The organism is Hydrogenophaga crocea (genome assembly GCF_011388215.1).
Taxonomy (GTDB): Bacteria; Pseudomonadota; Gammaproteobacteria; order Burkholderiales; family Burkholderiaceae_C; genus Hydrogenophaga; species Hydrogenophaga crocea.
This window is the reverse complement of sequence record NZ_CP049989.1, coordinates 3330447-3356664: the sequence shown is the minus strand read 5'-3', so window position 1 is coordinate 3356664 and position 26218 is coordinate 3330447. Positions and strand designations below refer to the sequence as shown.

Genomic DNA, 26218 nt, shown 5'->3' with positions numbered 1-26218 from the left:
GGTACCTGCCCACAATCAGACGGTACCGCGGATGAAGGGGGGGTGACTCAGACTAGGAGCCGCCTAGCCAGGGTGACAAGTTCATCAGCGGTGTAGACAGGACCGAACGCGTCCGGAGGAAGCTCCTCGACCCAAGGAGGAAGACGTCGAAACTCCTCCATGGGCTTGAGGCTGAACCAGAGCGCCCGCCGCTCTTGGTTCATGAGGGCAAATAGAACGAAGGCTGCGCGGGGCTCGGCCTTCTTAAGCACGTGCCAGCGCAATCCTTCCGGCGCTCGGTGCGGCCAGCAGAGCTGCAAGCGCAGTCGGGTCCCATCCGTGAACAACAGAACGCGGCTGCGGGGGTGGCTGCTGCACTCGATGCCATTTGAGCGAAAGAGCTCGATCAGGTCGTCCTGCATCAAGTCACCCACGGCCCGACCGGACTCAATGCGAGCCAGGTGATGGCTACGGGCGAGTTGTAGATCTCGCCCGGCGAGCTCGAGGGCAACCCGGAATGACCCGAACGCCCTTGCGTAAGTCTCCTTAGATGCCAGGCCCGTGGCCTCCAGGTCAATCTGACTGAGTGTCGGGTTCTCCCGCAACCGCTGCTGCAGCTCAGCAAGCAACTCGGTCTTGTCGCGTCGTTGAAAGCGGCGTCTGCAGAGCTTTCGGTGAACCGTCTCCCAAAGCTCCTGGCTCACGATCGGTTCGATGACCGCGTTGGCGCGGGTTTCCCGGTGGGGCTTCTTGCGGGCTGGCGCGGATGTCTTCCCCCAAACGAAGTTACCCGCAAACGCTTCGTTGCGCAGCACGTTGGAGACCGCACCCTGGGTGAATCGCTTACCCTCTGCCGTTCGGTGATCCTCGAACTGCAGTTGGCGCGCGATGCTCTTGATGGAGCCGCGTTCATCGGCGTACATGGTGAAGATACGGCGCACCAGCTCGACCTCCCACTGCGGCCCATGGATCCAGGCGACGCGATCGCTCTGGGCGCCCTTGTGCTGATGCCGGCCAAGGAGTCGTCGGTTCCCCAGCCGATCGACCGCCACGCGCGTGAGACCGATGGGGGGCAAAGGGCCGACCTGGTAGCCCAGCTGAATTGCTCGGTCTTGACCATCGCGGCACTTCACCCCCAGTTCGCGGGCGTACTCCGCGGCCATCGCCCGCTTGAGCGTCTTGAGCAGGGCAGTCATAGGGTCCTGGGCGGTACCGAACAACTCCTTCACGTAGATCACGTCGGCTCCGTGCATGCGGCAGGTGTACTCGTAGTACGCGGCAGCATCGATGTCCTGGAAGCGGCCCCAACGGCTGACGTCGTATACCAGTACGACATCGAATGGCCTGGGCTCGTCCATCACGTCTCTGAGCAGCCGTTTCATGCCGGCCCGGTTCTTGATCTCTAGCCCGCTCTTGGCAGCGTCCTCGTACACGGCGACCAGCTCAATGTCCTGGGCGACCGCGTAGGCCTGAATCGCAGTCATCTGAAAGCCGATGGAGAGCTCCTGATGATCGGTCGACATGCGGACGTAGGCCGCGGCGCGCCTACGGCTATGGGGGTGACTGCCCGGATCACTGATCGCCATGGTGCCCTCCACGGGAAAGTCAGGGCCGGCCCGCGGGTTAGGCTGCCTCTTGGACGTCCGCCCCTGCACTCGGCCGCTGAGACTGCATTTGCCCCGGCATGCGTCCGGCTCAGCACTTTGCGCGCGCAGGGCGCACGAGTGTTAGTAGTCGGTGCATTTGACCGCAGGAAACTCTTCGCCGCCAGGGGCTCCAGCCCATCGCACGAGGACCCGCTTTAGACTGATCTCGGTCGATCGGCAATCGAGCGGCGAATGTCCGCTGCCTCCGATATCAGTCGTCCCAGCTGGCCATCGACCCCATGGTCGGTCCGCGCAACTTGCTACTGCCCGCCATCCAGCCCATTGGGTGCTGGCGGGCATGTTCGCCACAGGTCTGGGGTCAGATTTCTGTCTGCTCCGAGATTTCCAGAGCATCATCGACCTCAATGCCTAGATATCTGACGGTAGATTCCAGCTTCGAGTGGCCGAGGAGCAACTGCACTGCGCGCAGATTCTTGGTCCGCTTGTAGATCAAGGTCGCCTTGGTCCTGCGCATCGAATGAGTTCCATAGTCGGCTCGGTCCAAGCCAAGTTCATCGACCCATCTCCCCAGAATCCGAGCGTACTGACGTGTCCCAAGGTGAGGTGAATCGTGAATACGACTGGGGAAAAGGTAGTCCTCCTGGCGCAGCGCTGCCTTCTTGATCCACGTCTGCAAGGCCTCCCGAGTCGCTGATGTGATCTCGAATTGAACTGGTCGCTGGGTCTTATGCTGCAAGACGGTTGCACGCGACGCCACCTGATCTCCATGGCACACGTCTCGCACCTTGAGGGCAACCAGATCGCATCCTCGCAACTTGCTGTCTATGCCCAGATTGAAAAGGGCTAGCTCTCGGACCCTGCATTCCATTTGCAGGCGCACGCGCAGCGCCCAGATGTCCTTCAGCTTGAACGGAGCCTTCTGCCCGATGATCTTGCCCTTGTTCCACGGCTCGCCGTGAATAACCGATGAAGCTGCTTGCATGATGGTCTCCCATCGAGTTGAGGGGCAAGCAGCATGAACCACCTTGGCACGTGGATCCCCAAAAGTTGCTTTGTTACAGGTCCCTGCTGAGCTAGCATGCCCGCTATCGGCCAATCGCGGACACTCTCCGAAGCTCGACGATCGGCTGGTTGAAACATAAAGCGGCCGTTAGGAACTCCACCTGAGCGAGCGCGACTCCCGTGGTCACTTGGGCAGTGACCAGGGGTATTTCATGCCCTGGGTTGGTACGCGATGATCGCCATGCCCAGCAACACCACAGCGACACCGGCCATATCCCAGTTACTCGGGCGGACGCCGTCCACCGTCCAAAGCCACCCCAGCGCCACGGCTACATAGCCCCGCCATACGCCGCATACACGCGGCCCGAAGGCGCAGCGTGCAGGGTGAGCAGCCATGCAAATGTTCCTAGGCTCACGGCCGCTGCGGGCAACAACAACCAGCCCGACCCCTGCCCACGCAGCCACAGCAGCGGCAAGTAGCAGCCCACGATCTCGGCGATGGCGGTGACCAGGTAGAGCAGCAGAGTTTTCATACCGGCAACGGGTGGTCAGACGTCCATGGATTTCAGCAAGGTCAGGATGTCTTCGGCGATCACACCCGGCTCGGTCCCGTAACTCGAAAACAGGCGCACGGCTCCGCTGGTGTCGAACACGTACTTACCCGCCGAATGGTCCATCGTGTACGAGGTGGGTGTCGAGCCCTCGGCTTTTCGGTAGTAGATCTTGAAGCTGTCAGCGACGGCCTTGAGCTCGGTCGGTTCGGGGCGCAGCGCCAGAAAGCTCGGGTCGAAGTTGGTCATGTACTCCTTGAGCAAGGGCAACGTATCGCGCTCCGGGTCCACTGTGATGAAGAGCACCTGCAACTGCTTGCCTTGATCGCCCATGAGGCGTTTTACCTCGGCCAGGGTGGTCATGGAGGTGGGGCACACATCGGGGCACTGCGTGAAGCCGAAAAACACCACCACAGCCTTACCGCGGAAATCGGCCATGGTGCGGACCTGCCCGGTGTGGTCGGTGAGCTTTAGGTCCTGTGCAAAAGCAGCCCCTGTGATGTCGGTGCTCTTGAAGATGGGCGCCCGGGGCGAACAGCCCGCCAGGAGACCACCTGACGCAAACCACGAAGCGCTCAACACCAACACCTTGCGTCGGTTGAAAGGACGTACGGGAGCCATCTCTCTCATTTCTTCACCTTGGCCACTTCTTCTGCTACCAGTGCGGCAAGCTGATCGGGCCCGAAACTGGACAGGCTGCGGCCGTTGACGAAGAAGGTGGGCGTCTTGGTGACTTGCAGCGCGGTAAGGTCTTCTATGTCCTGCTGCAGGACGGCCTGCATACCGGGTTTTTCCATGTCCTGCCGCGCCTTGACGAGATCCAGCCCGGCCTGCTCGGCTACCTTGAATGCGGTCTCGATGCTGGGTTGACCGTGGTCGGCCCAGGCGGGCTGCGCGGCTAACAACGATTCCAGCACCGGCTGGTACTTGGCCTGGCTCTTGGCCGACTCCAGCAGCTTGACCACTACGTCTGAACCTTGGTGAAACGGCGCGTATCGGATCACGAGCCGTACGTCGTCGGGGTACTGGGCCATCAGGTTCTTGACGATGGGATAGAACGCGCGGCAGGTCTCGCAGGCGGGGTCAAAAAACTCGACGATGGTGACCGGCGCGTTCTGCGGGCCGAACACCGGCGAGTGCATGCGTACCAGGCGCGTCTGCTCGGCCTTGACCTGAACGTCTTGCGCGGTCTGCACCCGCGATTGGTAGGCGTTCATGCCCAGGTAGAAGAACAAGGCAACGATAGCCACCAGACCGATGACGGTGAATTTTTTGGCGTTCATGAACGGGACTTTCTCAAATAAACAAAAAGCAGGAAGGCGATGGCGATGAAGGCTAGGAGAGACAACCAGGGAATCTGGATGCCGTTCAGGATCTCTAGGCTCTGTTCGCTGCACGAAGGCCCGGCGCCGCAGGGCACCCACCACTGGGGCACCCACCCAGCGATCAGCGCGGTGTGGTAGCCCGCGATGGCGGCACCACCCAAGGCCAGCGGCAACGCGTACACCGCACCGCGGCGGTCTTCGGCGAACGCGGCCATGCCCAGGATGATGGCCAACGGGAACATGAAGATGCGCTGATACCAGCAGAGCAGACAGGGCGTCATGCCCATGACTTCACCGATGAAAAGCGCCCCGAGAGTGGACGCCAGAGCGAAGGCCCAGGCGCCCAGGATCCAGAACCATCCACGCTTCATGAAGGAAGCTCCTCAGGGGTTTTGCGGGTCGGTTGGCGCGGTGGCGCTTTCAATGAAGCAAGGCACCAGGTCAGCGCGGCGCAGACGATGAAGACATCGGCGAGATTGAAGGCCGGCCAATGGATGTTGCGCCAGTGAAAGTCGAGGAAATCCACCACAGCGCCGATCTGGACGCGGTCCACGAGGTTGCCGCCACCACCGCCAGCCACAAAGGCGCCCAGCCAGCGGTCCATCGGTTCGGCTTGCCGCGCGAGGCATACCACTGAAACGAAGCCCACCACCAGCACCGAAACGCCGATGAAAAACCAGCGTTACCAGCCACCGGCATCCGCCAAAAACGAGAATGCCGCACCTGCGTTGAGCACATGCACGAAGTTGAACCAGTCGGTGACCCGAACCGCTTCACCCAGTTCGAGGATGGTGGAGAAATACGACTTGGTGGATTGATCCAGCAAGAGAAGGATGGCCACGGCGGCGAGCCATGTCCACCTGGGATTTCGCTGGGTCCAGCGAGCGGTCATGAGAGAGTCCTTCCAAAACGATCCGAGGTCAGCCTCCGTCTGAGACGGCGGCCGCTTGAAGCCTGGGGATCGGGGAAGTTGTGTCTGTCAGCGCATCAGGCGACATCGTTCCACCCCGAACCTGTCGGGGTGGACCATTGGGGACGATACGGTTGCTCATGCCAGGAAAGCAAGCGGCGTTCGGCGAGGTGTTCGACCTGTTCAGCGCCCGCAGTGATGGCCATGGACGCGGTGGTCGCAGTGACAGTGGCGGCGCAGTTAGCGTGGCAGGTTCCGCAATCTAGATCAAAGCCGCTGTCGCCAACGACGCCGTCTTCAACGCCCTCCACCGCCTGCCCATGGCTGGACTGATGGTGCGTGGCTTGCGGCCCCTGCGTGGCCGAAACGTGGCCGCAGCACGCCGCAGCCGCTGCAGCAGAAAATTGCAGCGGCAGCAGCGTGAGCATCAACAAGATCAGAAAAGCGCGCATGCGACGAATTTTAAGCGGCAGCCATCTCAATGGCCGCGTGCACGGGCTATCAGCTCAGCCAGCTCGGGACGCACAGGCAAGGGATCAAAGGCACTCACGGCGGACCGGCCCGGGTTGCCCAGCGGTAGGCGCCCGCTCAGGTGGCCCAGCGGTACCAGCGCCAGCCGCATCACCTGTCCTACTGCCTCGGACCAGTCGCGGGTGCGCAAGGCCAAGTTCAACATCTGTGCGTGGGTCTGCAGGTGCGGCTTGACGTGCAGCTGCCCCACGACATGGGCCGCCTCCAGGTACAGCCAAGACTGCTCTGCGGAGGCTGCGGTTTTTGCGCTTTGGATCAGTTGGGCGTGGGCGGCGCCATCAAATCGGCGACCGCCCGATGCCTTAGTGGACGTGGCCATGGTGGTCTTCCTTTGCGCTGTCTTCGCCCAGCTCACCGCGCGCCTGGCGCAACACCGTCCAGCCGCCGTGCAATGCCAGCGCCGCCATCAGGCTGGCCACCGCCAGGTCGGGCCAAGCCGAGCCGGTGCCGAACACGCCGAGCGCGGCCATGAACACGGCCACGTTGCCGATGGCGTCGTTGCGCGAGCACAGCCACACGCTGCGCATATTGGCGTCGCCTTCTCGAAATGCGTAGAGCATCCACGCCACGGCCACGTTGGTCACCAACGCGAGCAGCGCCACCGCGCCCATGGTCATGGCCTGCGGCACACCGCCGTGCCACACGGACCACACCGCAGCGCCCAGCACATACAGGCCAAAGCCCATCATGCTCACAGCCTTGAGCATGGCCGCGCGGGCGCGCCAGGCCAGCGCCGAGGCCAGCACCGCCAGCGACACGGCGTAGTTGAGCGCGTCGCCCGCAAAGTCGACCGCGTCGGCCAGCAGCGAAAGCGAACCCGCCTGCACGCCCGCGCCGATCTCGACGAGAAACATGGCGGCGTTGACGATCAGGGCTATCCATAGGATCCTGCGGTAGCGGCGCAGGTTGAGGATGGCATCAACCTTGGGAGTTTCGTGGTCACAGCAATGGGCTGGCATGGTTTTTCCTTTCGATGCCTGCATTGGAAACCCTGGAGCCGCTACAGTGTCAATCACTTGTTTGAACTGAGGGCTTCAACATGCAGATCAAGGACCTTGCCCGCGCCACGGGCGTGGATGTTGAAACCATCCGCTACTACGAAAAGCAGGGTCTTCTGCCCGAGCCGGCGCGGCGCGACAACGGGTACCGCGACTACGAAGCGACCCATCTGGAGCGCCTGGCCTTCATTCGCCACTGCCGGGCGCTGGACATGCCACTGGCCGATGTTCATCAGCTTCTGAGCTATCTGGATGCGCCCGAAGATCACTTTGGCGAAGTGGATCTGCTGGTGGACGAGCAACTGACCCGCGTGCGGGCACGCCTCAAGAGCATGCGGGCGCTGGAGAAGCAGTTGCTGCAGCTGCGGGCGCGCTGCAACGGCACTCACGAAGGGCGCTGCGGCATCCTCGACGAACTGGTGTCTGCGGCGCACGGGGAAGCATGTGCATGCCATTCAGGATAAAGCCACGTCAACGCTCGTTATATGTTGGTACCGGACATAGCCATCCGAAGCGTGAACGGCATCAACGGGCCCAAAGCGGGCCTCTCGGCATCGACCGTTACAGAGGGGCGTCCTGCAGGATGACCGCCCGCTCCTGGCCGATTGCGGCAGTCTAGCGGCCACTCCGCTCCAGGCAAGATGTCGGCCTAGCCGTTTCGTGGACAAACGACCGCAAATTGGCATACAGCGCTCACACAGAACTGGCTATCGGCCGGCAGCAACCGCTGCTCAACTGTCCTTCGAGCTGGACAAGAGTCGCAAGCTACTTCGCCGCATCAAACGGGCCTGACCTACCCTGACGCCTGGTCTGAGTTGACCCGTTCAAGCAGATCACTGATGTCGATCTGAAAGTACTCGCAAAGCTGATCGAGTACCTCCAGTTCGATCCGCTCCGCGGTCTCGTAGTACAGCCTGGTCAGCGTCCCCCGATTGATCCCTGTATCGCGTGCGACGTCCGCGATCTTGAGCTTGCGCTCCCCCATCAAGCGGGCGAAGTGACAGCGGATCATGATGCCGTTCGTCAGAAAATGATCTGCAGAAGATCAAAAAGGGTTGTTGCGGGTCAAAGCGTGAGATATAGTGACCTACAGGAGATCAAAAACACCTGTTGCTTTGCAAACTGGTCTCCCAGTGTAACTGCTCAAGAAAGGAGAGCCAACCATGCAAGTCCCTATCCTGGCTGGGCCGCACCAGACCTACCTGACGACCGATGAGTTGTCAGCGCTGATCAAGTACGACAGCCGAACGATCCGCGATCGGCTGAAGGACAGCGTGCTCATCGAAGGCCGGCACTACATCCGTCCCTTTGGCGGCCGCAAGACCCTCTACATCTGGGAGCACATCCAAGAGGACATGGCCCGCCACTCGCAGGTGATGAGTTCCGGCATCCCGATGACCAACGGAGGTGCGCTCCGTGGGTAGTATTCGCCGCCGCCCCGAGTCTGGGCTCCTGTTCTTGGACTTCAAGTACCTCGGCCAACGCCTGCGCGAGCAGACCGCGCTGCCGGATACGGAGCCCAACCGCAAGCGCCTACAAAAGGCCCTCGAGCGCATCGAAGGCGAAATCGCCCTCGGCACGTTTGACTACGAGAAGACCTTCGGAAAGCCGCTTCCAGCCAAGTCTGGCCAGACGGACTCCGAAGCTTCGAGCAACGACGCTGAAGCTGCTCAGCCCACCACGCGCAGCGGCACGCCCTTGTTCAAGGACTTCGCCGACATGTGGTTCGCCGAGTGTGAAGTGTCCTGGCGCCGCAGCTACCGTGTCACGCAACGGGGATCGCTGGACCAGTACCTGATCCCGTACTTCGGGGACAAAGAGGTCGGCCACATCACCAAGGCAGACGTTCTGGCTTTTCGGGCATCACTCGCCAAAGTACCCGCCCGAAAAAGCCTCTCCACGCTGTCCAACCGTCGCATCAACTCCGTGATGAAGCCGCTGCGCCAGATCCTCAACGAGGCGGCCGACCGGCTGGAGTTTACGTCCGCGTTTCGCAACATCAAGCCGCTGAAGATGAAGAGGACCGACGTCATGCCCTTCACGCTCGAGGAGGTCCAGCAGATCCTCACGACCGTGCGGGCCGACTTCCGCAACTACTTCACCGTGCGCTTCTTCACCGGCATGCGAACGGGGGAGGTGCACGGCCTGAAGTGGAAGTACATCGACTTCGAGCGTCGCCTGATCCTGGTTCGCGAGGCCATCGTGATGAAGGAGGAGGATGAGCTCAAGACCGATGGCAGCGTGCGCGACATCCAGATGACCGACCTGGTGTTCGACGCCCTGCAGGCGCAATTCAAGGTCACCGGAAAACTCTCCGAGTTCGTCTTCTGCAACCGCAAGGGCGAGCCGATCGACAACCAGAACTTTCTGAATCGGGTCTGGTCGCCGCTCCTGCGCCATCTCAACATCCCTCACCGCAGGGCGTACCAGATGCGGCACACGGCTGCCACCCTGTGGCTCGCCGCGGGCGAAGCACCGGAGTGGATCGCGCGCCAGCTCGGCCACACCAGCACCGAGATGCTGTTTCGGGTGTACAGCCGCTATGTGCCCAACCTGACCCGTCGGGACGGCTCGGCGATGGAGCGGCTCTTGAAGCAGCACATTTCGGTCGCCCCGGTGCAGGGTCTGGTGGTGCGCCTGCCGGAAGAGGCGGCCATGTTGCCAGCGGCCCATCGGGCTGGGGCGCATGCTGCATCGGCCGAGACCGCGGCCAACGATGCGCTCGATCCGTCGGCTCTCGTGTCGCAGCCTGGCGCGCCGCTTCAGGGCGGGCAAGCCAGCTCGGCACCGGCGGCCAACGAGGCGCAAGCCTTCGAGGTGCTGCCTGCGCCGCGATGCCGCAAAGCTGCATCGGGTGCCGAAAGCCGGAATCGAACCGTCACCGATCCGGGTGAGGCAGAACTTGCCGCCTTGCTCAGGCCACCCCCGCTGCCGCCGTTCCTGAGGCACGGCTCATAGCGCAGCGCTGAGCGCCCAGGCGCTTTTCTCGACCCACGAACCCTTACCAACTGACTGATTGACCGGCCGGACCGATGTGTCCGCTGCACCGGTGAGGCGAAGCCTTGCCTGAAGCAGCCCCAAGACAACGAGAACACGTCGAAACCACCGCCCAGAACAGCCCGATCTCCAAACCCGAAACCCGACTTGTCCATTCATCACCAAGGACCAAGACTATGAATTCGAAACTGAAGACCACCGCCCCGATCAACAACCCGGCCGTTGACCAGGCAGCCCATGGCCTCGCCGGCCACATCCAGCCGCACGGCGACCCGGTGGCCCACGCCCTGGCCATGCCGACCATCCTGCAGGAGCTCTCCAAGAACATGGGCGAGTTCGAGAAGGAGGTGCGCAGCCAGCTCTCGGCGCGCCTGAACAAGCAGGCGGCCAACGACAAGGCCAAACCGGAAAACTCGCCTCGTTCCGACGCCGGCACTGGCACGGGCACCGGTGGCTTTACGCCTTATGCCGTCTCCCCCGGCGAGGAGATGCCCAACGTGTTGGGTGAACTCGCCGAGCCCGGCTCGGTGTTTCGCATGAATACGCTGCTGAGTGCCACTTTCCCGTTCGGCCCCGTGGGCCCGTACATGAACCAGCACGGCCAGATCTGCCCGCGCCGCGAGGGCAGTGCGTCGATCGCCCTGCTGGGCAGCGGTGACCAGACGCTGGTGCTGCCCACGCCCACGGAGCAGACCGAAATCGCCCAGTCGGCTTCTCCCCGCGTGCGCTGGATCCGCGCCGCTAAGACACGAGTGCCCGGCGTGCCTAGTGATGCTCTGCTGGTCACGGGCATCGATCAGCCGCGATCGGGCCGCGGCTCCGGCCCCTGGCTGCTCGATCACCTGGGCTTGTCGGAAGGCGTCACCGCCGACCTGAGCCACGCCATCCTGAGCCTGAAGCCCGCTCACCAGGCGTTCTTCATGGCCGCGATCGCACGGGCCGACATCGAGCAGGCGCTGGTGGCGCTGCTGCCTGAGGTGCGTGCGCGCAGCGTGGTGCACCCGCTGGCCCTGGGTGTGGTCGCAGCCGAGCAGGTCAACTCTCATGAGCTGACCCGCGACGAAACCTCGCTCGTTCGTCTGGCCTGCCTGATTGCTGAGTTGGGGGCGCTGCATGCAGCGCCGGATCTGATGTCGGGTGGCGACTATTCCTCAAGCGAGGCCATGGCGCGTGAACGCGAAGGCGAGCGCGCCGCGCACCCGCTGACCCAGCTCACGCTGCGGAGCCTGCTCACGCGCTTCATCAACATGGAGCCGATGAGTGCTGAAGGGGATGACCAGGGTGGCATGAAGGGAACTGTTGAAGACGGGGTCAACGATGGGGTCTGGCTGCAGCGGCTGCTCTCCGACGCAGTGCACCAGCAGTACCGCATCGGCAGCAAGCACGGCCCGCTGGGCAAGAATCCGGTGAACCCACGGTTTGCGCTCATGGCGCAGACCTTCGGCGATGCCATGCGACTGGCGCGCCGCGAAGCGTATGCCCGGCTGCGCGATGCGGATGGCGAAGCCCAGCAGCCACTGCCGCTGGATCCCGTGCCCACGCTGGTGACGGCGGCGCTGTCGCGGGTCCCAGCTGAACCGGTTGAACCTGGTGGCCAGGCCTATGCCGAAGACTCCGCCGACCTAGCCGGTGCCGATATCGACGAGGACCAGCTCGCTCTCGACCTGGACGAAGGCCCACTCACCGAGATGCCCGAGATCGACGACAGCGATGTCGATGATTCCGCGCGGCTGTCGTCGCTGGCCATGTTCTCAGGCTTGGGCTCGAAGCCGACACCCGTTCGCATTCCGGACCACGAGCGCCGTGCCTACGAAAACCGTTCCATCCCCTGGCCCCGCCCGAGCCTGTCCTGGGCGGCCGGCATGCTCGATGGCGATGGGTGCGTGACCATTGTTCGGCAGACGTACCCGAACCGCGCCAGCACCTACCGCCTGGTGGTGCAGGTGACGCAGAACTGCCTGCAGACCTTGAAGCACTTCCGGGTGTGCGTGGGCGTGCCCGCCCCGATCCATGAGGTCAAACGCCGCATCGGCCACAACCGGCAGGTCTACGCCTTGATGTACTCAGGGCCCAAAGCCGTGCTGGTGCTGCAGCGCCTGGCTGCTCACCTGGTGCGCAAGCGGCCAGAGGCCGAGGTGGCCCTGTCCTTCATCGAGAAAGGGCAGGTGGGCCGGCGCTTCGGAGCGCGGGGTGTTCCGCCTGCGATCGAGCAGATCCGCATCAGCCACTTCAACAAGCTGCGCGCGTTGAAGTGAGGCCGGGGAGAGCAGACATGACCGACCCCAAGAGGACCGATCCCGAGACCCCCGACCCGATCGGACCAGGCGTGTCCATGGTTGACGCGGTGAGCCCGTACTTGCGCCCCAAGCCGGGTTGGGAGCTGGCCCCGCAGGCCAGGCGCCGACCGCCCAGCTTCACCGCACCTCCTGCGCAAGGCCGCTCGCGGCTGCTGCAGGACGGCAACTTCGTGGGCCTACCCCACTTCGCCGACAGCTACGAGCACGAGCTCCTGCTGCCCCCTGGCGTGGCCGAGCAGTTCAAGAAGCTCAAGCAGCGCCTTGAGAAGGAGGCCGCTGAATCGGCCGAGACCGACGAACACGGCAAGCACGTGCGTCGGGAGGATGATCCGGTGCAGCGAGAGCGAGCGCGAGAACAAGAGCGTGAGCGAGAGCGACAGGAGCTTGTTGCCAGGGAAGCCGAGCGACAGTCGCAGCAAACCCGGGAGAAGATGGAGGCCGAACTGCGTCGCATGGGCTTCAACCCGGATCAGGGCAAGCTTCGGGCCCAGATCGAGAAACTGCCCCTGACTCAGCGCCTGCGGGTGTACAGGGAGGAGGACGTTCAGCGCATGGCGGCTTCGGCGCAGAGCGTGGATTCGGACGCGAAGAAAAGGAACGAGCCGCTGGGCTACCTGCTCAAGGTGCGGGGGCCCTGGCGGCGGATCGGAAGTCCGGCGTCGGTGGAGGCGATCCTGGCGCTGCAGGAGGATCACCCGCACTTCGGTGAAGTCATCCAGTTCATTGCGAACCACGTGGCGCTGCAGAAGATGTGCTTCGCGGCGGGCGTGGCCGAGACCGGCCAAGCGCCAGTGAAGAGAAAGAAGGCCAGGGCAGGGAAGGGCGCGGGCAAAGGTTCAAGCTCGAGCCTTGAGGCGGCAGACCAGGTGAAGGCGCCGGTGCCACCGGTGCGCTTACCTCCCGTGCTGCTCTACGGCCCACCGGGTGTCGGCAAGACCCACTTCTGCGAATCCCTGGCCAAGGTGCTCGGGGTGCCGGTGCGCCGCCACCCAATGGATCAGGCCGAAACCTCCGGGGCGCTGCTTGGCTCGGACGCTGTCTGGGGCAACTCGCGCTATGGGCTGGTCTTCGATCTGCTTGGCCTGGGTGAGTACGCCAACCCACTCGTGATCCTGGATGAGTTGGACAAGGCACAGACGATGGGCAAGACCTCAGGCGGGTTCTCATCGCCAACCGGGGTGCTGCACTCGCTGCTGGAGCCAGTCTCAGCCGCACAGGTGCGGGACATCAGTCTGGACCTGGAACTCGATGCGAGCCAGCTCACTTGGATCGCCACGGCTAACTACCCCTGGTGGGTCCCGGCCACGCTGCGTTCGCGCTTCAAGGAGTTCCTGATCACGCCGCCGGATGCGGAGCAGGCGATTCAGTTATCTCGGAGCGTGGTTAAGCACGCGCTGAAGGCGGCGGGGTTCGGGGCAGCGGAGCCTGACCGACGAATCGTGGTGGCGTTGGCGCACTTAAGTGCGCGGGAGATCTTTCAGGCAACTTTGAGTGCGGCAGCCGCTGCTACCCGCTGCGGAGCACATCGGGTGGCGGTATCGCACCTTTCTAGTGAGATCGTTCCGGTCGATGCGGGCGGCGATCGTGAAGCACCCTGGCTCCACTAATCTCCTGGATACACATTCGGTTGACTCGACTGGGAGTGGGCCCGTATCGAGACCCGACAGACTGTATTCATATCGGCCGCGGCGTTGACCTGCGTCAAATGGCTAGCGAAACCCGTACCTAGAATCTGTGTCATTCCTTCGTGAGCACCATGGTACCGATCCGCCGACCCAGAACCTTGCGCCGCATTGCCGCGGCGATGCTGGTGTTCTGGCTGTTTGCCATCAGCGTGTCTTGGGCAAACGCCTGCGTCCTGCAGGACAGGAAGACGCATGCTCACGCCGACGCAAGCGGCGGTGCCCTGGCGGCAGCCATCGTGATGGCGGGGCACGGGGGTGCCGTGCCCTTGCATGGCAATGACGCTGGGGCAGACGATCTGCTTTGTCTCGATCTCTGCGACGCCACGTCGCAGACCCGCGTGCAACCCGACGCCACGCCTGCTGCAGTCGACCTTGGCCACGCGCCGCTGCTCCTGCTTTCGGTAGCGTGGACTTCGAGCGTCGCACGTTTGGCGGGTGATTCCGTCGCCGCCCCGTTGCCGGTCCCCGACGCGATCCCGCCGCGCACTCGACTCTCACGTCTGGCGCTATAGCGCCTCGTCCTCGCGTCCGTCCCGGAGCATGGGGCGGCTTGAGCACGCACTTGTGCATCCCGTCGTCCCTCGCATGCCAGCAGGCGCCATCTGCCTGTTGTCCGCATGGCACCGTATTCAGGTGCGACCACGACACTGAGATCCGACCAGAACTTTCCGAATCACTTTCGTTCGACAGGAGCTTTCCATGACACCCGTTCACAAGATCACGATCATTGCTGGCGCGACGCTGTCCCTGCTGGCCGCCTCGGCTTTTGCAGCTGGCAATGACGATCATGACGCCCATCACCCTGCGGCATCGGCTGCGCAGCGCGTGGCCCAGGCACAGCAGGCTCCGCAAGGCATGGGCATGTCCGGTACGACTACAGGGCCGTCTGGCTACGCCGAGCAGATGAAGGCCATGCAGGCGATGCACGACAAGATGCTTGCGGCCAAGACGCCGGAGGAGCGAAATGCGCTGATGGCAGAGCAGATGAAGCTGATGCAGGACGGCATGGCCATGATGGGTGGCATGGGCATGGGCATGGGCATGGGCATGGGCATGGGCGGCGGCGCAATGGCGGGCGGCAATCGTCCTGGAGCCGACCCCGCTCAACCTGGCGACATGGCGTCGCGCCAGCAGATGATGGAGCAGCGAATGGACATGATGCAGTCCATGATGCAGATGATGATGGACCGTATGGCGCCGGCACCTGCCAACAAGTGAGGGGCGACAGATGAGCTACGGTTTCCACTGCGACCTACCCGACAGCGACTTTGATGCGGCCGTCCAGCGCGTTGTCGAGGCGCTCAAGGTCGAGGGCTTCGGGGTGCTGACTGAGATCGATGTGCAGGCCACGATGAAGGCCAAGCTCGGTGTCGACGGCCGTGCCTACCGCATCCTCGGCGCCTGCAACCCGCCCTTGGCGCACCGCGTGCTGAGCGCAGAGCCCGACATAGGTCTGCTCCTGCCGTGCAACGTGGTCGTGCGAGAGGAGGCCGACGGCCGCCTCGTCGCCGGCTTCATGGATCCGGTGGCCGTGCTGCAGCTCACCGACGACCCCGAGGTCGCCAAGGTGGCTATCGAAGTTCGCGCACGGTTGCAGCGCGTCCGCAGCGCCCTCATGGCGCCAAACCAAAGTTGAAGGAGATGCATATGTATTTCGACGGCGGATGGTTCATGGGCGGCATGCACTTCCTGTGGTGGATCTTCTGGGTCGGCATCGTTGCGGCATTTGTCTGGGCACTGTGGGGTCGGGCGGGAGAGCGAACGAACGATGCGCGTCGCATGACTGGGCGGCGTGAGACGCCGCTCGAACTGCTGCAGCGGCGATTGGCCAGCGGCGAATGCACGCCCGAGGAGTACGAGAAACGCAGGGCGCTTCTGCAACGCGATCGCGCGGCAGGCCCTTGACATTGACACGTTGTCAGGGTCTACGCTGAGTACGAGCACTCGAGCTCCGCGACGCATCACGAAAGGACGACACGATGAATACGCATGACCACTCGCACGGTTCCCTGCAAGGCCCGGATTCGCGGCCTGCCCCAGATATGAAGCGGTCCTCCTCGAGCCTGGGCAGGCCGCTGAAGACGGCCCTGCTGATGGTGGCGCTGGTGGGCGGCTTCTACCTGCTGCGCGAGCACTGGAATCATGTCGCTGGCAACTGGATCTACTTGCTGCTGCTGGCCTGTCCGCTGATGCACCTGTTCCTCGGTCATGGGGGCCATGGCGGGCACGGCGGGTATGGTGGCCAGAGCGCCGGTCCACGCAACGACAGCGACAAGGGTTGAGACCATGGATATGCCCCAACAACGCCCCCGTGACCACGACGAGCGATCGACCGGACAGGTCGCAATCGATGCCGTGACGACCTATACGTGCCCGATGCACACGGAGGTCCAGCAGGATTCCCCCGGCAAGTGCCCGAAGTGCGGCATGTTTCTGGTGCCAATGGATCAGGTCTCGGCCGACGCCCATGCTGTTCATGGCCATGCTGGCCATGCGCACCACGATCACGCAGGTCACGGTCAAGCCGCGCATGGCGCGTCGACACCTGCCAAGGCAACAGCGGCCAGCGCCTATGACAAGGTGCCAGCCGACTGGCGCGGTAGCGTCTACACCTGCCCGATGCACCCCGAGGTGCGCCAGACCAGGCCCGGCGCCTGCCCGCTATGCGGCATGGGCCTGCAGCTAGAGGGCGCCTCGGCCGCGGCCGACGACGGCCCGAACCCTGAGCTCGTGGACTTCACGCGTCGCCTATGGGTTGCCACTGTGCTGACGGTGCCTTTGCTCGTGCTGACGATGTCGCCATTCCTTGGTATCACCGCCGTGCGCGAATTTTTCGGCGAGCACAATGCAATGTGGATCGAGCTCGCGCTGTCCACACCGGTGATCCTGTGGTCCGGCTGGCCCTTCTTCGAGCGTGGCTGGACCTCGTTCCGCACCTGGAGTCTGAACATGTTCAGCCTCATCGGCATGGGCGTGGCGGCGGCGTTCATCTACTCGGTGGTAGCGCTGGCCGCGCCAGGAATCTTCCCGGCCGGATTTCGCGACCCAGCGACCGGTACGGTCGGCGTCTACTTCGAGGCCGCTGCGGTCATCGTCACTCTGGTGCTGCTTGGCCAGGTGATGGAGCTTCGAGCTCGCGAAGGCACCGGCAAAGCGATTCGCGCGCTGCTCGACCTCGCGGCAAAGACCGCGCGCGTGATCCGCCCCGACGGCACAGAAGCTGAGATCCCGCTCGAGCAGGTGCAGGTTGGCGACCGCCTGCGCGTGCGCCCGGGTGACAAGGTGCCGGTGGACGGCACCGTCGTTGACGGCCGCTCTTCAATCGACGAGAGCATGATCACCGGCGAGCCGGTGCCGGTCGAGAAGGTGGCCGGCGACAGGCTCACCGGCGCCACGATCAACGGTACCGGCAGCTTGGTGATGGAAGCCACGCGTGTCGGTGCCGACACCCTGCTGGCGCAGATCGTGGACATGGTGGCCAGCGCGCAGAAGAGCCGTGCGCCGATCCAGAAGTGGGCCGACATGGTGGCCGGCCGCTTCGTGCCGGCGGTGATCGGCATTGCGGTGGCCTCGTTCATCGCCTGGGCGATCTGGGGTCCGGCGCCGGCACTGGCCTACGCGCTGGTGTCGGCGGTGGCGGTGCTTATCATCGCCTGCCCCTGTGCGCTGGGGCTGGCCACGCCGATGTCGATCATGACCGCCACCGGCCGCGGCGCGCAGATGGGTGTGCTCATCAAGAACGCCGAGGCGCTGGAGCGCTTCGAGAAGGTCGATACGCTGATCGTCGACAAGACCGGCACTCTCACCGAGGGCAAGCCGAAGCTGGTGGCCGTGATGCCCGAGCCGGGGCACGACGAAGCCGAGGTGTTGCGTCTGGCTGCGACCCTGGAGAAGGGCTCGGAGCACCCACTGGCCGAGGCCATCGTGAAGGGTGCGGAGGAGCGTGGCGTCAAGTTGGTCGAGGCGCAGGACTTCGAGGCGGTCACCGGCAAGGGCGTCAAAGGCCGCGTCGACGGTAAATCGGTGGCATTGGGCAACCTCAAGTTGGTCAAGGATCTGGGTCTCGACGGCACGGAGCTGTCCGCCAAGGCCGACGCCGCACGCGACGAAGGCCAGACGGTCATGTTTGTTGTGCTGGACGGAGCCGTTGCCGGTCTGGTGTCGGTGGCCGACCCGGTCAAGGCCAGTACGCCGGAGGCGATCAAGGCACTTCACGCGCTGGGCCTGCGCCTCATTATGGCCACCGGCGACAACGAGCGCACGGCCAAGGCGGTCGCCGCGCGTCTGGGCATCGACGAAATCCGCGCCGACGTCCTTCCCCAAGACAAGGCCCGCATCGTCCAGGAGTTGCAGGCCCAGGGGCGCAAGGTGGCGATGGCCGGCGACGGCGTCAACGACGCGCCGGCGCTGGCGCAGGCCGATGTGGGCATCGCGATGGGCACCGGCGCCGATGTGGCTATCGAGAGCGCCGGCTTCACCCTCGTCAAGGGCGACCTGACCGGCATCGTGCGCGCACGGCGGCTGGCTACCGCGACGATGAGGAACATCCGCCAGAACCTGTTCTTCGCGCTGGTCTACAACGCCGCCGGCGTACCGGTAGCCGCGGGTATTCTCTACCCCTTCATCGGCCTGCTCATCGGGCCGATCTTCGCCGCCTTCGCCATGAGCGCCTCGTCGCTGTCGGTGGTGCTGAACGCACTGAGGCTTCGCTCGGCGCGCGTCTGAGACATATGGCTGGGCATCCACGCGCTCACTCCCTTGGTCGGCCTCGGAGCAGCTTGGCCCAGCTAGGTTGAGCGCTTCTACGCTCTGCCGAGCGCGCCTGCGCGAGGATGAGTGCTTGGTTCCAGACAAGGGTACGGAGGGCTGGGGAGACGGACCGGAAGATAAGCCCCGCCTGTGGGGCGCACTGATGCGCGCAACGCCCAGTGCAGCCAATGGCAGCGCTGGGCGAGGACACCATAAGAACTTGCCAGAGTTGGGACAGTACTGGCAGCTCGCGAATACGCACTCGCTGAGTGCGAATGCCGCAAACCGCGCAAGTGATCGCCAGACGCCGGAAGGTTTGAGCCAGGGTGCCTGCCACGCCGGTCACGGACGTGTGGGACGCTTGGTAGTGCGGCAAAGGTCACGACGAAGGCGGCTAGCGCCGGCCAGTCGCGGGCTGATACACGTGCGGCATCGACCTAGCACACCTGACCGGTGCGCGCCGGGCGGCAAAGTCGTTGCAGGAGTTGACGCTGCCGTCGACCATGCCGTTATCGCGGACGTCGGTCATCGCATCGAAAAACGATAGCTTCCAAGCTTAAGGCTCAGGGCATGGTTCACGAGCCCATGATGGCCGGGGACTGCCAAGGCAAGTCCATTAAGAGCAGGGGCGCGATCCAGCGACGCATCAGAGCTCCATGGGCATCCGGGGCGTCAACAAGAGGTCAAGGCTTGATGGCCTTGATCGACTCGACCAGCATTTGCCCCTTCTCGTTGACGGCGGTGAATTGCACCTTGTCGCCCACAGCGATGCCTTCGAGCATGGCCTTGTCGCGCGCGGTGAAGACCATGGTCATCGGCGGCATGTCCATGTTCTTGATGGCGCCGTGCTTGAGGGTGACCTTGCCGTTCTCTTTGTCGACTCGCCGCACCTCGGCGTCGACCATGGGCAGATCCTGGGTCATGCCCATCTTGCCGTGGTCCATGGTCTGAGCCATCGCAGGTTGGGTGAGTGCTGCCAGGGAAAGGCTGGCCACCGCGAGAATGGAAGTGAGTTTCATGTTCTTTGTCCCAGTTATTGAGATGAGCGGGGTGACTTACTTGGCCACGACCTTGATCTTGCCGACCATGCCGGCTTCGTAGTGGCCGGGCAGCAGGCAGGCGAAGTCGAATTCGCCAGCGCGGTTGAATTGCCAGACGATCTCGCCCCGCTTGCCGGGCGCCACATGCGACATGTAGGGCTCCTCGTGCTCCATGCCGGGGAATTTCTTCATCAGCGCCGCGTGCTCATCGAGTTCCTTCTTGGTGCCCAGCACAAACTCGTGCATCACCTTGCCCGAGTTGGTGTGGACGAAACGCACCGTTTCACCTTCCCGCACTTCCAGCTTGTCCGGCGTGAAACGCATGGCGTCGGTCATACCGATCTCAATGGTGCGACTCACCGCCTTGGCGTTGCCGGCAATGCCCCAGGGCTTTTGCTCCATCTTGACCGGTCCGGCCTTCTTGTGCTCCTCGTTGCCATGGGCGCTCGCGAGGGTGGTGATCGAGGCCAGTGACAGGAGCAGGGCCGCAGTGCGAAGTTTCATGAATGACTCCAAAATGGTGAGATGTCGTACGAACGGAACTGAATGCGAGGCGTCAGTGGTGCTTCGCGCTGTGCGAGGGCTTCACAGCCGTTGCTTCGGCCTTGCCGCTGCTACTGACGGCGGCTGAACGTGGCGCGGTCGGGGTGGCACCTGACCATTCATAGGCAACGGTGCCTTGCGGAAACTTGTAGGGACCGGGATCTTTGTAGTCTCCCGGCTTCTGGTCTTTGCGGACCTTGAACACGCTGAACATGCCACCCATTTCGATGGGACCGAACTGGCCGGTGCCGGTCATCATGGGTGCGGTGTTGTCGGGGATGGGCATCTGCATCTCGCCCATGTCGGCCATACCTCGCTCGCCCATCACCATGTAGTCCGGCGCCACGCGCTGGATCTTGTTTACCAGACCACGGTGGTCCACTCCAATCATCGTGGGTACATCGTGACCCATGGCGTTCATGGTGTGGTGGCTCTTGTGGCAATGGACGGCCCAGTCGCCTTCTTCGTCGGCAATCAGCTCGATCTGGCGCATCTGACCGACTGCTACATCTGTGGTCACCTCGTACCAGCGCGTGGAGGGCGGCGTGGGTCCACCATCTGTGCCGGTCACCAGGAATTCATGGCCGTGCAAGTGAATGGGGTGGTTGGTCATCGTCAGGTTGCCCACGCGGATGCGCACGCGATCGTTCAGGCGCACGTTGAGCGTGTCGATGCCTGGGAAGATACGACTGTTCCAAGCCCAGATGTTGAAGTCGGTCATGGTGTTGACCTTGGGCGTCTTGCTGCCGGGCTCGACGTCGAAGGCGTTGAGCAGGAAGCAGAAGTCGCGGTCGACGTCGCTGATGTGGGGATGCTTGCCTTTGGGGTGCGTGACCCAGAAGCCCATCATGCCCATGGCCATCTGCACCATCTCGTCGGCGTGCGGGTGATACATGAAGGTGCCGGGGCGACGTGCCTCAAACTCGTAGACGAAGGTCTTGCCCACTGGAATGGCGGGCTGGTTCAAGCCGCCGACGCCATCCATGCCGCTGGGCAGGCGCTGGCCGTGCCAATGGATGGTGGTGTGCTCGGGGAGCTTGTTGGTTACGAAGATGCGCACGCGGTCGCCCTCAACGACCTCAATGGTCGGTCCAGGGCTTTGTCCGTTGTAGCCCCACATATTGACTTTGAAGCCGGGCGCCATCTCGCGCACCACGGGCTCGGCCACCAGGTGGAACTCCTTCACGCCATTGTTCATGCGCCAGGGGAGGCTCCAGCCATTGAGCGTGACCACCGGGTTGTATGGGCGCCCGGTATTGGGAACAAGAGGTGCCGCTGTGTCAACAGAGGTCTGGATGACGGGCTCGGGGAGGGCGGCCAGCGCCGATCGTGCAACGGTGAGACCGGCCATGGTGGCGGCGGCGCCCGCGAAGAATTGACGTCGATTGCTCATTTTTTGGATGGTTTGTTGGGTTCAATGTCCGGCGGCAGCAGCGCCCTCACCGGCAGGTGCGCCCGGTGTGACGAAGGACGTGGGTTCTCCGCCTTGAAGTACCCACAGCAGGTCGGTTTCGGCAAACCAGTAGTCGCGTACCGCGTTCACGGTGTTGCGCTGCGCCTGGGCGCGGGCCTGAACTTCGCTGAGCAGTTCCCACACGCTCTTGAGCATGCCGTTGTACTGAAGCACGCTTTCGTCGACGATCAGGTTGCGTTGGGTCATCACCTCGTTGCGGTACGCGCGAGCGACGCCCAACGTGGCCTCCCACGCACCAACGGCGAGATCGAAGTTGGTTTTTGCTTTGGTTTGATTCACGACAGGCAGCTGAGCGGAGATCTCTCTCAGCTCGGCATTCAGACGCTCGCCGCTCGGCAGATCTTTGGGCAGATCGGGCAGCGTGTCGGGCAGATCCAACCGCTGATACACGCCGTTGAGGCGCAGCAGTTTCAACAACGCTTGTTCCGATTGCGCCGCTGCGACACGGGCCTGAAGAAGCGCCGTCTTCTCCGCGGAGAGCCCCAATTCGACGCGGCTTTGCTGGTACGCACTCCAGTTGCCCACTTTGACCATGCGACGCCCCAGTTCGGTGGCCGCCTGCGCGGCGTCGAGCGATTCCTGTTGCAGGCGCAGCGCCTGTTTCGCCGCCACGGCGCTCAGCCATGCCTTGCGGGCATCCACCGCGACGTCCAGCAATTCGTCGAACCCGCCCACACGGCGCTGGTGACGCGCATCGACGTCCAGCCATTGCCCAGTTGCAATGCGGTCAGCGTTCTCCTGACCCAATCGGGACATCACGCTGCGAAGTTCAAGGTGTGGCTTCCAGGCCGCGCGAACAACGCTCTCCATCGTCGGCAGCGGGAAGCCGGGTTCGAGCTTCGGCTCGGCAACTGGCGCAGGGGCGTTTTGCGCCTCCCACTTGAGGATGTCGGCGTGCCCTCGTTTGAACTGGCCGACCGCGTCGTTCGCAGAGCGCCAGTCCGACGCCTGTTCGGCTGCGGTGCTTTGCGCGGCAACCAAGCCCGCGGACGCCATCGCCGCGAGGAGGACCAACCCCCGCGTTTTCCATCGAACTCTCTTCACGTGGACTCCTTTGCTGATCGATGAGGGCATTGTTCTGACTGCCCGCACACAGGCGTCTGTCCGTTTCATTACAGATTTGTCATGTTGGGTCTGCACAAACGGCGTGGCAAACTGCCAATGATCGGAGTCGAGTAGCGTGAAGATCCTCATCATCGAAGACGAAGCCCACACGGGCGAATACCTCAAGCAAGGGCTGAGGGAGGCTGGATACTTCTGTGAGTTGGCCCGCAACGGTGTCGACGGATTGCACGAGGCCACCGAGGGCGACTACGGCCTCGTGATCCTGGATGTCATGTTGCCAGGCATCGACGGTTGGTCTGTGCTGAGCTCTTTGCGGCGCAAGAAGAGCCAGTTGCCGGTGCTGTACCTGACCGCCCGAGACAGCGTGGAGGATCGCGTCAAAGGCCTGGAGCTGGGCGCCGACGACTACCTGATCAAACCGTTTTCTTTCTCCGAGTTGCTTGCCCGCATCAAGACGCTGCTAAGGCGTGGCGGCCAAATTCAAGATACGACGTCCTTGCAGATCGCAGACTTGCAGCTGGACCTTGTCCGTCGCCGCGTCACGCGGTCAGGTCGGCGCGTAGACCTGACCGCCAAGGAGTTCGGGCTACTGGAGCTCTTCATGCGACGCCGCGGTGAGGTCCTTCCTCGGACGCTGATTGCGTCGCTGGTGTGGGACATCAATTTCGACAGCGACAGCAATGTGATCGACGTGGCGGTGCGGCGACTGCGCGCCAAGATCGACGATGGCTTCGACACCAAGCTCCTGCAGACGGTGCGAGGCATGGGCTACGTTCTCGACGAACCCGATCACTGATTGCAGGCAAGCATGTCACTCACCGCGCGTCTGACCATTCTGTTCGCGGGTGTTGTTGCGCTCGTTTTGGCCGGTTTCTCGACGCTCGTGTTTCGGGAAACAAGCGCGCATTTCATCGAACTGGATCGCTCGCTGTTGATGAGCAAGGTGCACCTTGTGGAAGAAGCGGTTCAGGCGAGCCAAACCGAGGACGATTTGCGCCGTCGACTGGCCACGAGCACACATGGTCATGACGGCCTGTACCTTCGGGTCAGCGGCCATTCAGGCGTGCTGCTGGAGCAGGGCGACCTCAGCATGCCCGATGCCGTGCGGGAAGGTTTGGAGACAAGTCTCCAAGGCCTGGCCTGGCGTGACACCAATGGCAGCCTGTACGCCCAGCGCTTCGTGCTGGATTTGGGCGCCAACGCGCCCGGGCAGATATCGGTGACCGCGGCCGTCGATACGAGCCATCACCGGCACTTTCTCGATGACTTGACGCTCAAGATCGCGGGCTACGCGTTGGTCGCCGTGTTGGCCGGCACCTTGCTAGGGTGGATGGCAAGCCGAGGCGGCCTCAAGCCATTGACAGCCATGAAGGCGCGAGCTGAGCGCCTGAGCGCCCAGCACCTGGCCGAGCGCATGCCCGCCGAGAGTGTCCCTCGGGAAATGCGCGAACTGGCCCTGTCGCTCAACAACATGCTGGATCGCCTGCAAGCCGACTTCGAGCGCCTCAGCGCGTTTTCATCGGACCTGGCTCATGAGATGCGCACGCCCGTGAGCAATTTGCTGACCGCTGCGCAGGTCACGCTCGCACAGCAGCGAACGCCGCAGGACTATCGCAGCAGCCTGGCCACCATATCGGAAGAACTTCAGCGTCTGGCGCGCACGATTTCCGACATGTTGCTGTTGGCCAAGACCGAAAACTTGCATGAATTGCCTTTGCGCGAACCTGTGGACCTGGTGGCAGAGGCCCGGTCAATCGTGGAGTTCTACGAGGCTGTGGCCAGCGAAAAGTATCTGACCATCGGTGTCGATGGCGTCGGCGAAGTGGCGGGCGACCGATTGATGATTCGCCGTGCCATCAGTAATCTGCTCTCCAACGCCGTGCGGCACGCCGATGCTGGCTCTACCGTGTCGATTGTGGTGAGACCATCCGATACCGGTGTAGTGCTGGCGGTCAGCAACCTCGGTCCGCATATTCCGGTTGCATCCCACCAGCAGCTTTTTGATCGCTTCGTGCGCCTGAGCCCCGGCCGAAGCCGGGACGCTTCCGAGGGGGTGGGCTTGGGGCTTCCCATCACCAAGGCCATCATGCACGCTCACCACGGCGAGGTGACGGTGCGCTCCGCAGACGGGGTCAACACGTTCGCGCTCGAGTTCACGACCCGCTAGCGCGATCGCCAGGAATGGGGTCAGTGGTTGCTGTGCCCCTTGCTTAGCAGATACGACAGGCGTGCGACCTCGTTGCTCGTGACGGGGACCTGCTTGTCACTCGCCGTCAGAAGTGTCGCGCCCGCGCGCAGATACTCGGCTCGGCCGAAGCGATCTTCCTTGGCCATCTTGCCGTCCTTGAACAGGTAGAGGGCGCCGCCATCCTTGAGTGGCGTGACCTCGGCAGCGGCCTGGCGCGCGGCGTCGCCTGCAAAAACAGAGGCGCTGGCAAACAGCAGCGCGGCAATGACAAACTGGGATTTCATGGCGTTTCCTTGCTGATGCCCGGGGTGCTGCTGCACGCCCCGGGGTACGTGAGTACGCCGCCACGATAGGGCGCCGGCCATGACGCCATCCCTGCAAGCCCATTACATCTTCGTCAGGTGCTCCGCTGGACGCCATATCCGGCTCAGCAGCCGGAGCGCAGTCAAAAGGCGTTACCAATCAACGACGCCAAACTCAGGATCATCGTCTGGGCCGCGCTCAAGGAGAAAGCAACCCGCCCGTCAACGGGTACAGAACACCTGCCGCCACCGCAACGCCCTACGTTTTGTGCAGATGGTTCCTGTTGAATACGCCAGCTGACGGTTCGCTGAACGTACCGCGGGACAACCAGTGACGTGCGTTGTCGAATACAGAAGTGCTTCCATCTCCAGATCCAACGTCGAGATGGCTGAGGATGGTGTCTGATCTCCCGAAATGGGAGTCAGCGACCCGCTGGCCTCCATCCACCTATCCTTTTCCGGATACACCCTGGCGGCGAACGACTTCGCGGCGCTTGCACCCCGCCTCGGGGCTTGATGAGACATGCCTGAGATTTCCGAAGAAAATCCTAGAATGCAGCCCATGCGTTGGCTTGTCACGCTGCTGATTTGCCTGTCCCTGCCTCTGCAGGGCGCATGGTCTTGGGCGGCGCCCGTCGAACCGTGCCCGACGGAGGGCATGGTGATGGCATCCGGCGCGATGGCCGACGACGCGGGCCCTGGCGCTGTGCCCGATTGCTGCAACGACGAGGCCACCTTCCTGAAAACCGGTCAGCCTTGCAAGACCGGCGTGGACTGTGGTGCGCCCATGGCCAGCGTGCCGTCAGGCGGTTTGTCGGCTGCACCCGCTCTGCAGACAACCCGCCATCTCGCCCTCAACGTCGCCGGACCACCCTCATCCGCGCGTTCCGCCATCTGGCGGCCCCCCTCCCTCGGCTGAACCCCTCAGCACCGTCTTGCCGCTGCGCAAGGGTCGGTGCGGTGATCGACCGGGCC

At 63.4% G+C, this 26218-nt stretch carries 28 protein-coding genes and 2 pseudogenes; 14 read left to right on the top strand and 16 right to left on the bottom strand.

Annotated features, from left to right (window positions below; translation table 11 throughout):
• Window positions 1-47: 47 nt before the first annotated feature.
• The 10 genes and pseudogenes from G9Q37_RS15755 to G9Q37_RS15710 form a co-directional block, all read right to left on the bottom strand.
• Window positions 48-1565 (bottom strand): recombinase family protein, encoded by a 1518-nt coding sequence (locus tag G9Q37_RS15755; protein ID WP_166228609.1) that lies wholly within the window; start codon window positions 1563-1565, stop codon window positions 48-50.
• Between the two features lie 379 nt (window positions 1566-1944).
• Complete coding sequence (locus G9Q37_RS15750; protein WP_166228607.1) at window positions 1945-2568, bottom strand: tyrosine-type recombinase/integrase; 624 nt, start codon at window positions 2566-2568, stop codon at window positions 1945-1947.
• 230 nt (window positions 2569-2798) lie between these two features.
• A pseudogene (locus G9Q37_RS15745) lies at window positions 2799-3121 on the bottom strand (YnfA family protein).
• A gap of 15 nt (window positions 3122-3136) precedes the next feature.
• A complete protein-coding gene (locus tag G9Q37_RS15740) occupies window positions 3137-3769 on the bottom strand; it encodes an SCO family protein (RefSeq protein ID WP_166228606.1) in 633 nt (210 codons plus the stop codon).
• The gene (locus G9Q37_RS15735; RefSeq protein ID WP_166228604.1) at window positions 3766-4422 is read right to left on the bottom strand and encodes a DsbA family protein; all 657 of its coding nucleotides are present in this window, start codon (window positions 4420-4422) and stop codon (window positions 3766-3768) included. Before G9Q37_RS15735 ends, G9Q37_RS15740 begins: the two co-directional genes overlap by 4 nt.
• On the bottom strand, window positions 4419-4835 hold the full coding sequence (locus G9Q37_RS15730; RefSeq protein WP_166228602.1) for a disulfide bond formation protein B: 417 nt from the start codon (window positions 4833-4835) through the stop codon (window positions 4419-4421). Before G9Q37_RS15730 ends, G9Q37_RS15735 begins: the two co-directional genes overlap by 4 nt.
• Window positions 4832-5356 (bottom strand): annotated as a pseudogene (lspA, locus tag G9Q37_RS15725) (signal peptidase II). Before lspA ends, G9Q37_RS15730 begins: the two are co-directional and overlap by 4 nt.
• A gap of 95 nt (window positions 5357-5451) precedes the next feature.
• A complete protein-coding gene (locus tag G9Q37_RS15720) occupies window positions 5452-5826 on the bottom strand; it encodes a hypothetical protein (RefSeq protein WP_166228600.1) in 375 nt (124 codons plus the stop codon).
• A gap of 26 nt (window positions 5827-5852) precedes the next feature.
• Window positions 5853-6224: a DUF3703 domain-containing protein gene (locus G9Q37_RS15715; RefSeq protein ID WP_166228598.1), complete on the bottom strand. Its 372-nt coding sequence runs from the start codon at window positions 6222-6224 to the stop codon at window positions 5853-5855.
• On the bottom strand, window positions 6208-6864 hold the full coding sequence (locus G9Q37_RS15710) for a cation efflux transmembrane domain-containing protein (RefSeq protein WP_166228596.1): 657 nt from the start codon (window positions 6862-6864) through the stop codon (window positions 6208-6210). Before G9Q37_RS15710 ends, G9Q37_RS15715 begins: the two co-directional genes overlap by 17 nt.
• A gap of 80 nt (window positions 6865-6944) precedes the next feature.
• On the opposite strand from G9Q37_RS15710, the gene cadR reads away from it, so the two are divergent.
• Window positions 6945-7367, top strand: a complete 423-nt coding sequence (cadR, locus tag G9Q37_RS15705; protein WP_166228594.1) for a Cd(II)/Pb(II)-responsive transcriptional regulator — start codon at window positions 6945-6947, stop codon at window positions 7365-7367.
• Window positions 7368-7696: 329 nt separating this feature from the next.
• Here cadR and G9Q37_RS15700 read toward each other — a convergent pair whose 3' ends face one another.
• A complete protein-coding gene (locus G9Q37_RS15700) occupies window positions 7697-7915 on the bottom strand; it encodes a helix-turn-helix domain-containing protein (RefSeq protein WP_166228592.1) in 219 nt (72 codons plus the stop codon).
• A 151-nt stretch (window positions 7916-8066) separates the two neighbouring features.
• On the opposite strand from G9Q37_RS15700, the gene G9Q37_RS15695 reads away from it, so the two are divergent.
• From G9Q37_RS15695 to G9Q37_RS15650, 10 genes are all read left to right on the top strand, one after another.
• Window positions 8067-8327, top strand: a complete 261-nt coding sequence (locus G9Q37_RS15695; RefSeq protein WP_166228590.1) for a hypothetical protein — start codon at window positions 8067-8069, stop codon at window positions 8325-8327.
• Window positions 8328-8361: 34 nt separating this feature from the next.
• Window positions 8362-9861, top strand: a complete 1500-nt coding sequence (locus G9Q37_RS15690; RefSeq protein ID WP_240936411.1) for a site-specific integrase — start codon at window positions 8362-8364, stop codon at window positions 9859-9861.
• Between the two features lie 215 nt (window positions 9862-10076).
• A complete protein-coding gene (locus tag G9Q37_RS15685; protein ID WP_166228586.1) occupies window positions 10077-12155 on the top strand; it encodes a hypothetical protein in 2079 nt (692 codons plus the stop codon).
• 17 nt (window positions 12156-12172) lie between these two features.
• Window positions 12173-13804, top strand: coding sequence for an AAA family ATPase (locus tag G9Q37_RS15680; protein ID WP_166228584.1), 1632 nt, complete (start codon window positions 12173-12175; stop codon window positions 13802-13804).
• Between the two features lie 149 nt (window positions 13805-13953).
• Complete coding sequence (locus G9Q37_RS15675) at window positions 13954-14394, top strand: hypothetical protein (RefSeq protein WP_166228581.1); 441 nt, start codon at window positions 13954-13956, stop codon at window positions 14392-14394.
• A 187-nt stretch (window positions 14395-14581) separates the two neighbouring features.
• Complete coding sequence (locus G9Q37_RS15670; protein WP_166228579.1) at window positions 14582-15100, top strand: hypothetical protein; 519 nt, start codon at window positions 14582-14584, stop codon at window positions 15098-15100.
• A 10-nt stretch (window positions 15101-15110) separates the two neighbouring features.
• The gene (locus G9Q37_RS15665) at window positions 15111-15518 is read left to right on the top strand and encodes a DUF302 domain-containing protein (RefSeq protein ID WP_070400920.1); all 408 of its coding nucleotides are present in this window, start codon (window positions 15111-15113) and stop codon (window positions 15516-15518) included.
• A gap of 11 nt (window positions 15519-15529) precedes the next feature.
• Window positions 15530-15787, top strand: coding sequence for an SHOCT domain-containing protein (locus G9Q37_RS15660; protein ID WP_070400921.1), 258 nt, complete (start codon window positions 15530-15532; stop codon window positions 15785-15787).
• A 137-nt stretch (window positions 15788-15924) separates the two neighbouring features.
• Window positions 15925-16164, top strand: a complete 240-nt coding sequence (locus G9Q37_RS15655; RefSeq protein WP_070400922.1) for a DUF2933 domain-containing protein — start codon at window positions 15925-15927, stop codon at window positions 16162-16164.
• Between the two features lie 94 nt (window positions 16165-16258).
• Window positions 16259-18607 carry a copper-transporting P-type ATPase gene (locus G9Q37_RS15650; protein ID WP_205710784.1) on the top strand — a complete coding sequence of 783 codons (2349 nt, stop codon included), beginning with the start codon at window positions 16259-16261 and terminating at the stop codon, window positions 18605-18607.
• A gap of 707 nt (window positions 18608-19314) precedes the next feature.
• Here the strand turns inward: G9Q37_RS15650 and G9Q37_RS15645 are convergent.
• The 4 genes from G9Q37_RS15645 to G9Q37_RS15630 are packed head-to-tail and all read right to left on the bottom strand — an operon-like array spanning window position 19315 to window position 22702.
• On the bottom strand, window positions 19315-19650 hold the full coding sequence (locus tag G9Q37_RS15645; RefSeq protein ID WP_070400924.1) for a copper-binding protein: 336 nt from the start codon (window positions 19648-19650) through the stop codon (window positions 19315-19317).
• 36 nt (window positions 19651-19686) lie between these two features.
• Window positions 19687-20175 carry a cupredoxin domain-containing protein gene (locus tag G9Q37_RS15640; protein WP_070400925.1) on the bottom strand — a complete coding sequence of 163 codons (489 nt, stop codon included), beginning with the start codon at window positions 20173-20175 and terminating at the stop codon, window positions 19687-19689.
• Between the two features lie 52 nt (window positions 20176-20227).
• Window positions 20228-21607 carry a multicopper oxidase family protein gene (locus tag G9Q37_RS15635; protein ID WP_070400926.1) on the bottom strand — a complete coding sequence of 460 codons (1380 nt, stop codon included), beginning with the start codon at window positions 21605-21607 and terminating at the stop codon, window positions 20228-20230.
• Between the two features lie 21 nt (window positions 21608-21628).
• Window positions 21629-22702, bottom strand: a complete 1074-nt coding sequence (locus G9Q37_RS15630) for a TolC family protein (protein WP_070400927.1) — start codon at window positions 22700-22702, stop codon at window positions 21629-21631.
• A gap of 166 nt (window positions 22703-22868) precedes the next feature.
• On the opposite strand from G9Q37_RS15630, the gene G9Q37_RS15625 reads away from it, so the two are divergent.
• The gene (locus G9Q37_RS15625) at window positions 22869-23549 is read left to right on the top strand and encodes a heavy metal response regulator transcription factor (RefSeq protein ID WP_070400928.1); all 681 of its coding nucleotides are present in this window, start codon (window positions 22869-22871) and stop codon (window positions 23547-23549) included.
• A gap of 12 nt (window positions 23550-23561) precedes the next feature.
• Window positions 23562-24920, top strand: a complete 1359-nt coding sequence (locus G9Q37_RS15620; RefSeq protein WP_166228577.1) for a heavy metal sensor histidine kinase — start codon at window positions 23562-23564, stop codon at window positions 24918-24920.
• A 20-nt stretch (window positions 24921-24940) separates the two neighbouring features.
• On the opposite strand, the gene G9Q37_RS15615 is transcribed toward G9Q37_RS15620, so the two are convergent.
• Complete coding sequence (locus G9Q37_RS15615) at window positions 24941-25225, bottom strand: CopK family periplasmic copper-binding protein (RefSeq protein ID WP_070400929.1); 285 nt, start codon at window positions 25223-25225, stop codon at window positions 24941-24943.
• A 541-nt stretch (window positions 25226-25766) separates the two neighbouring features.
• On the opposite strand from G9Q37_RS15615, the gene G9Q37_RS15610 reads away from it, so the two are divergent.
• Window positions 25767-26162 carry a hypothetical protein gene (locus tag G9Q37_RS15610; protein WP_166228575.1) on the top strand — a complete coding sequence of 132 codons (396 nt, stop codon included), beginning with the start codon at window positions 25767-25769 and terminating at the stop codon, window positions 26160-26162.
• The last annotated feature ends 56 nt before the right edge of the window (window positions 26163-26218 follow it).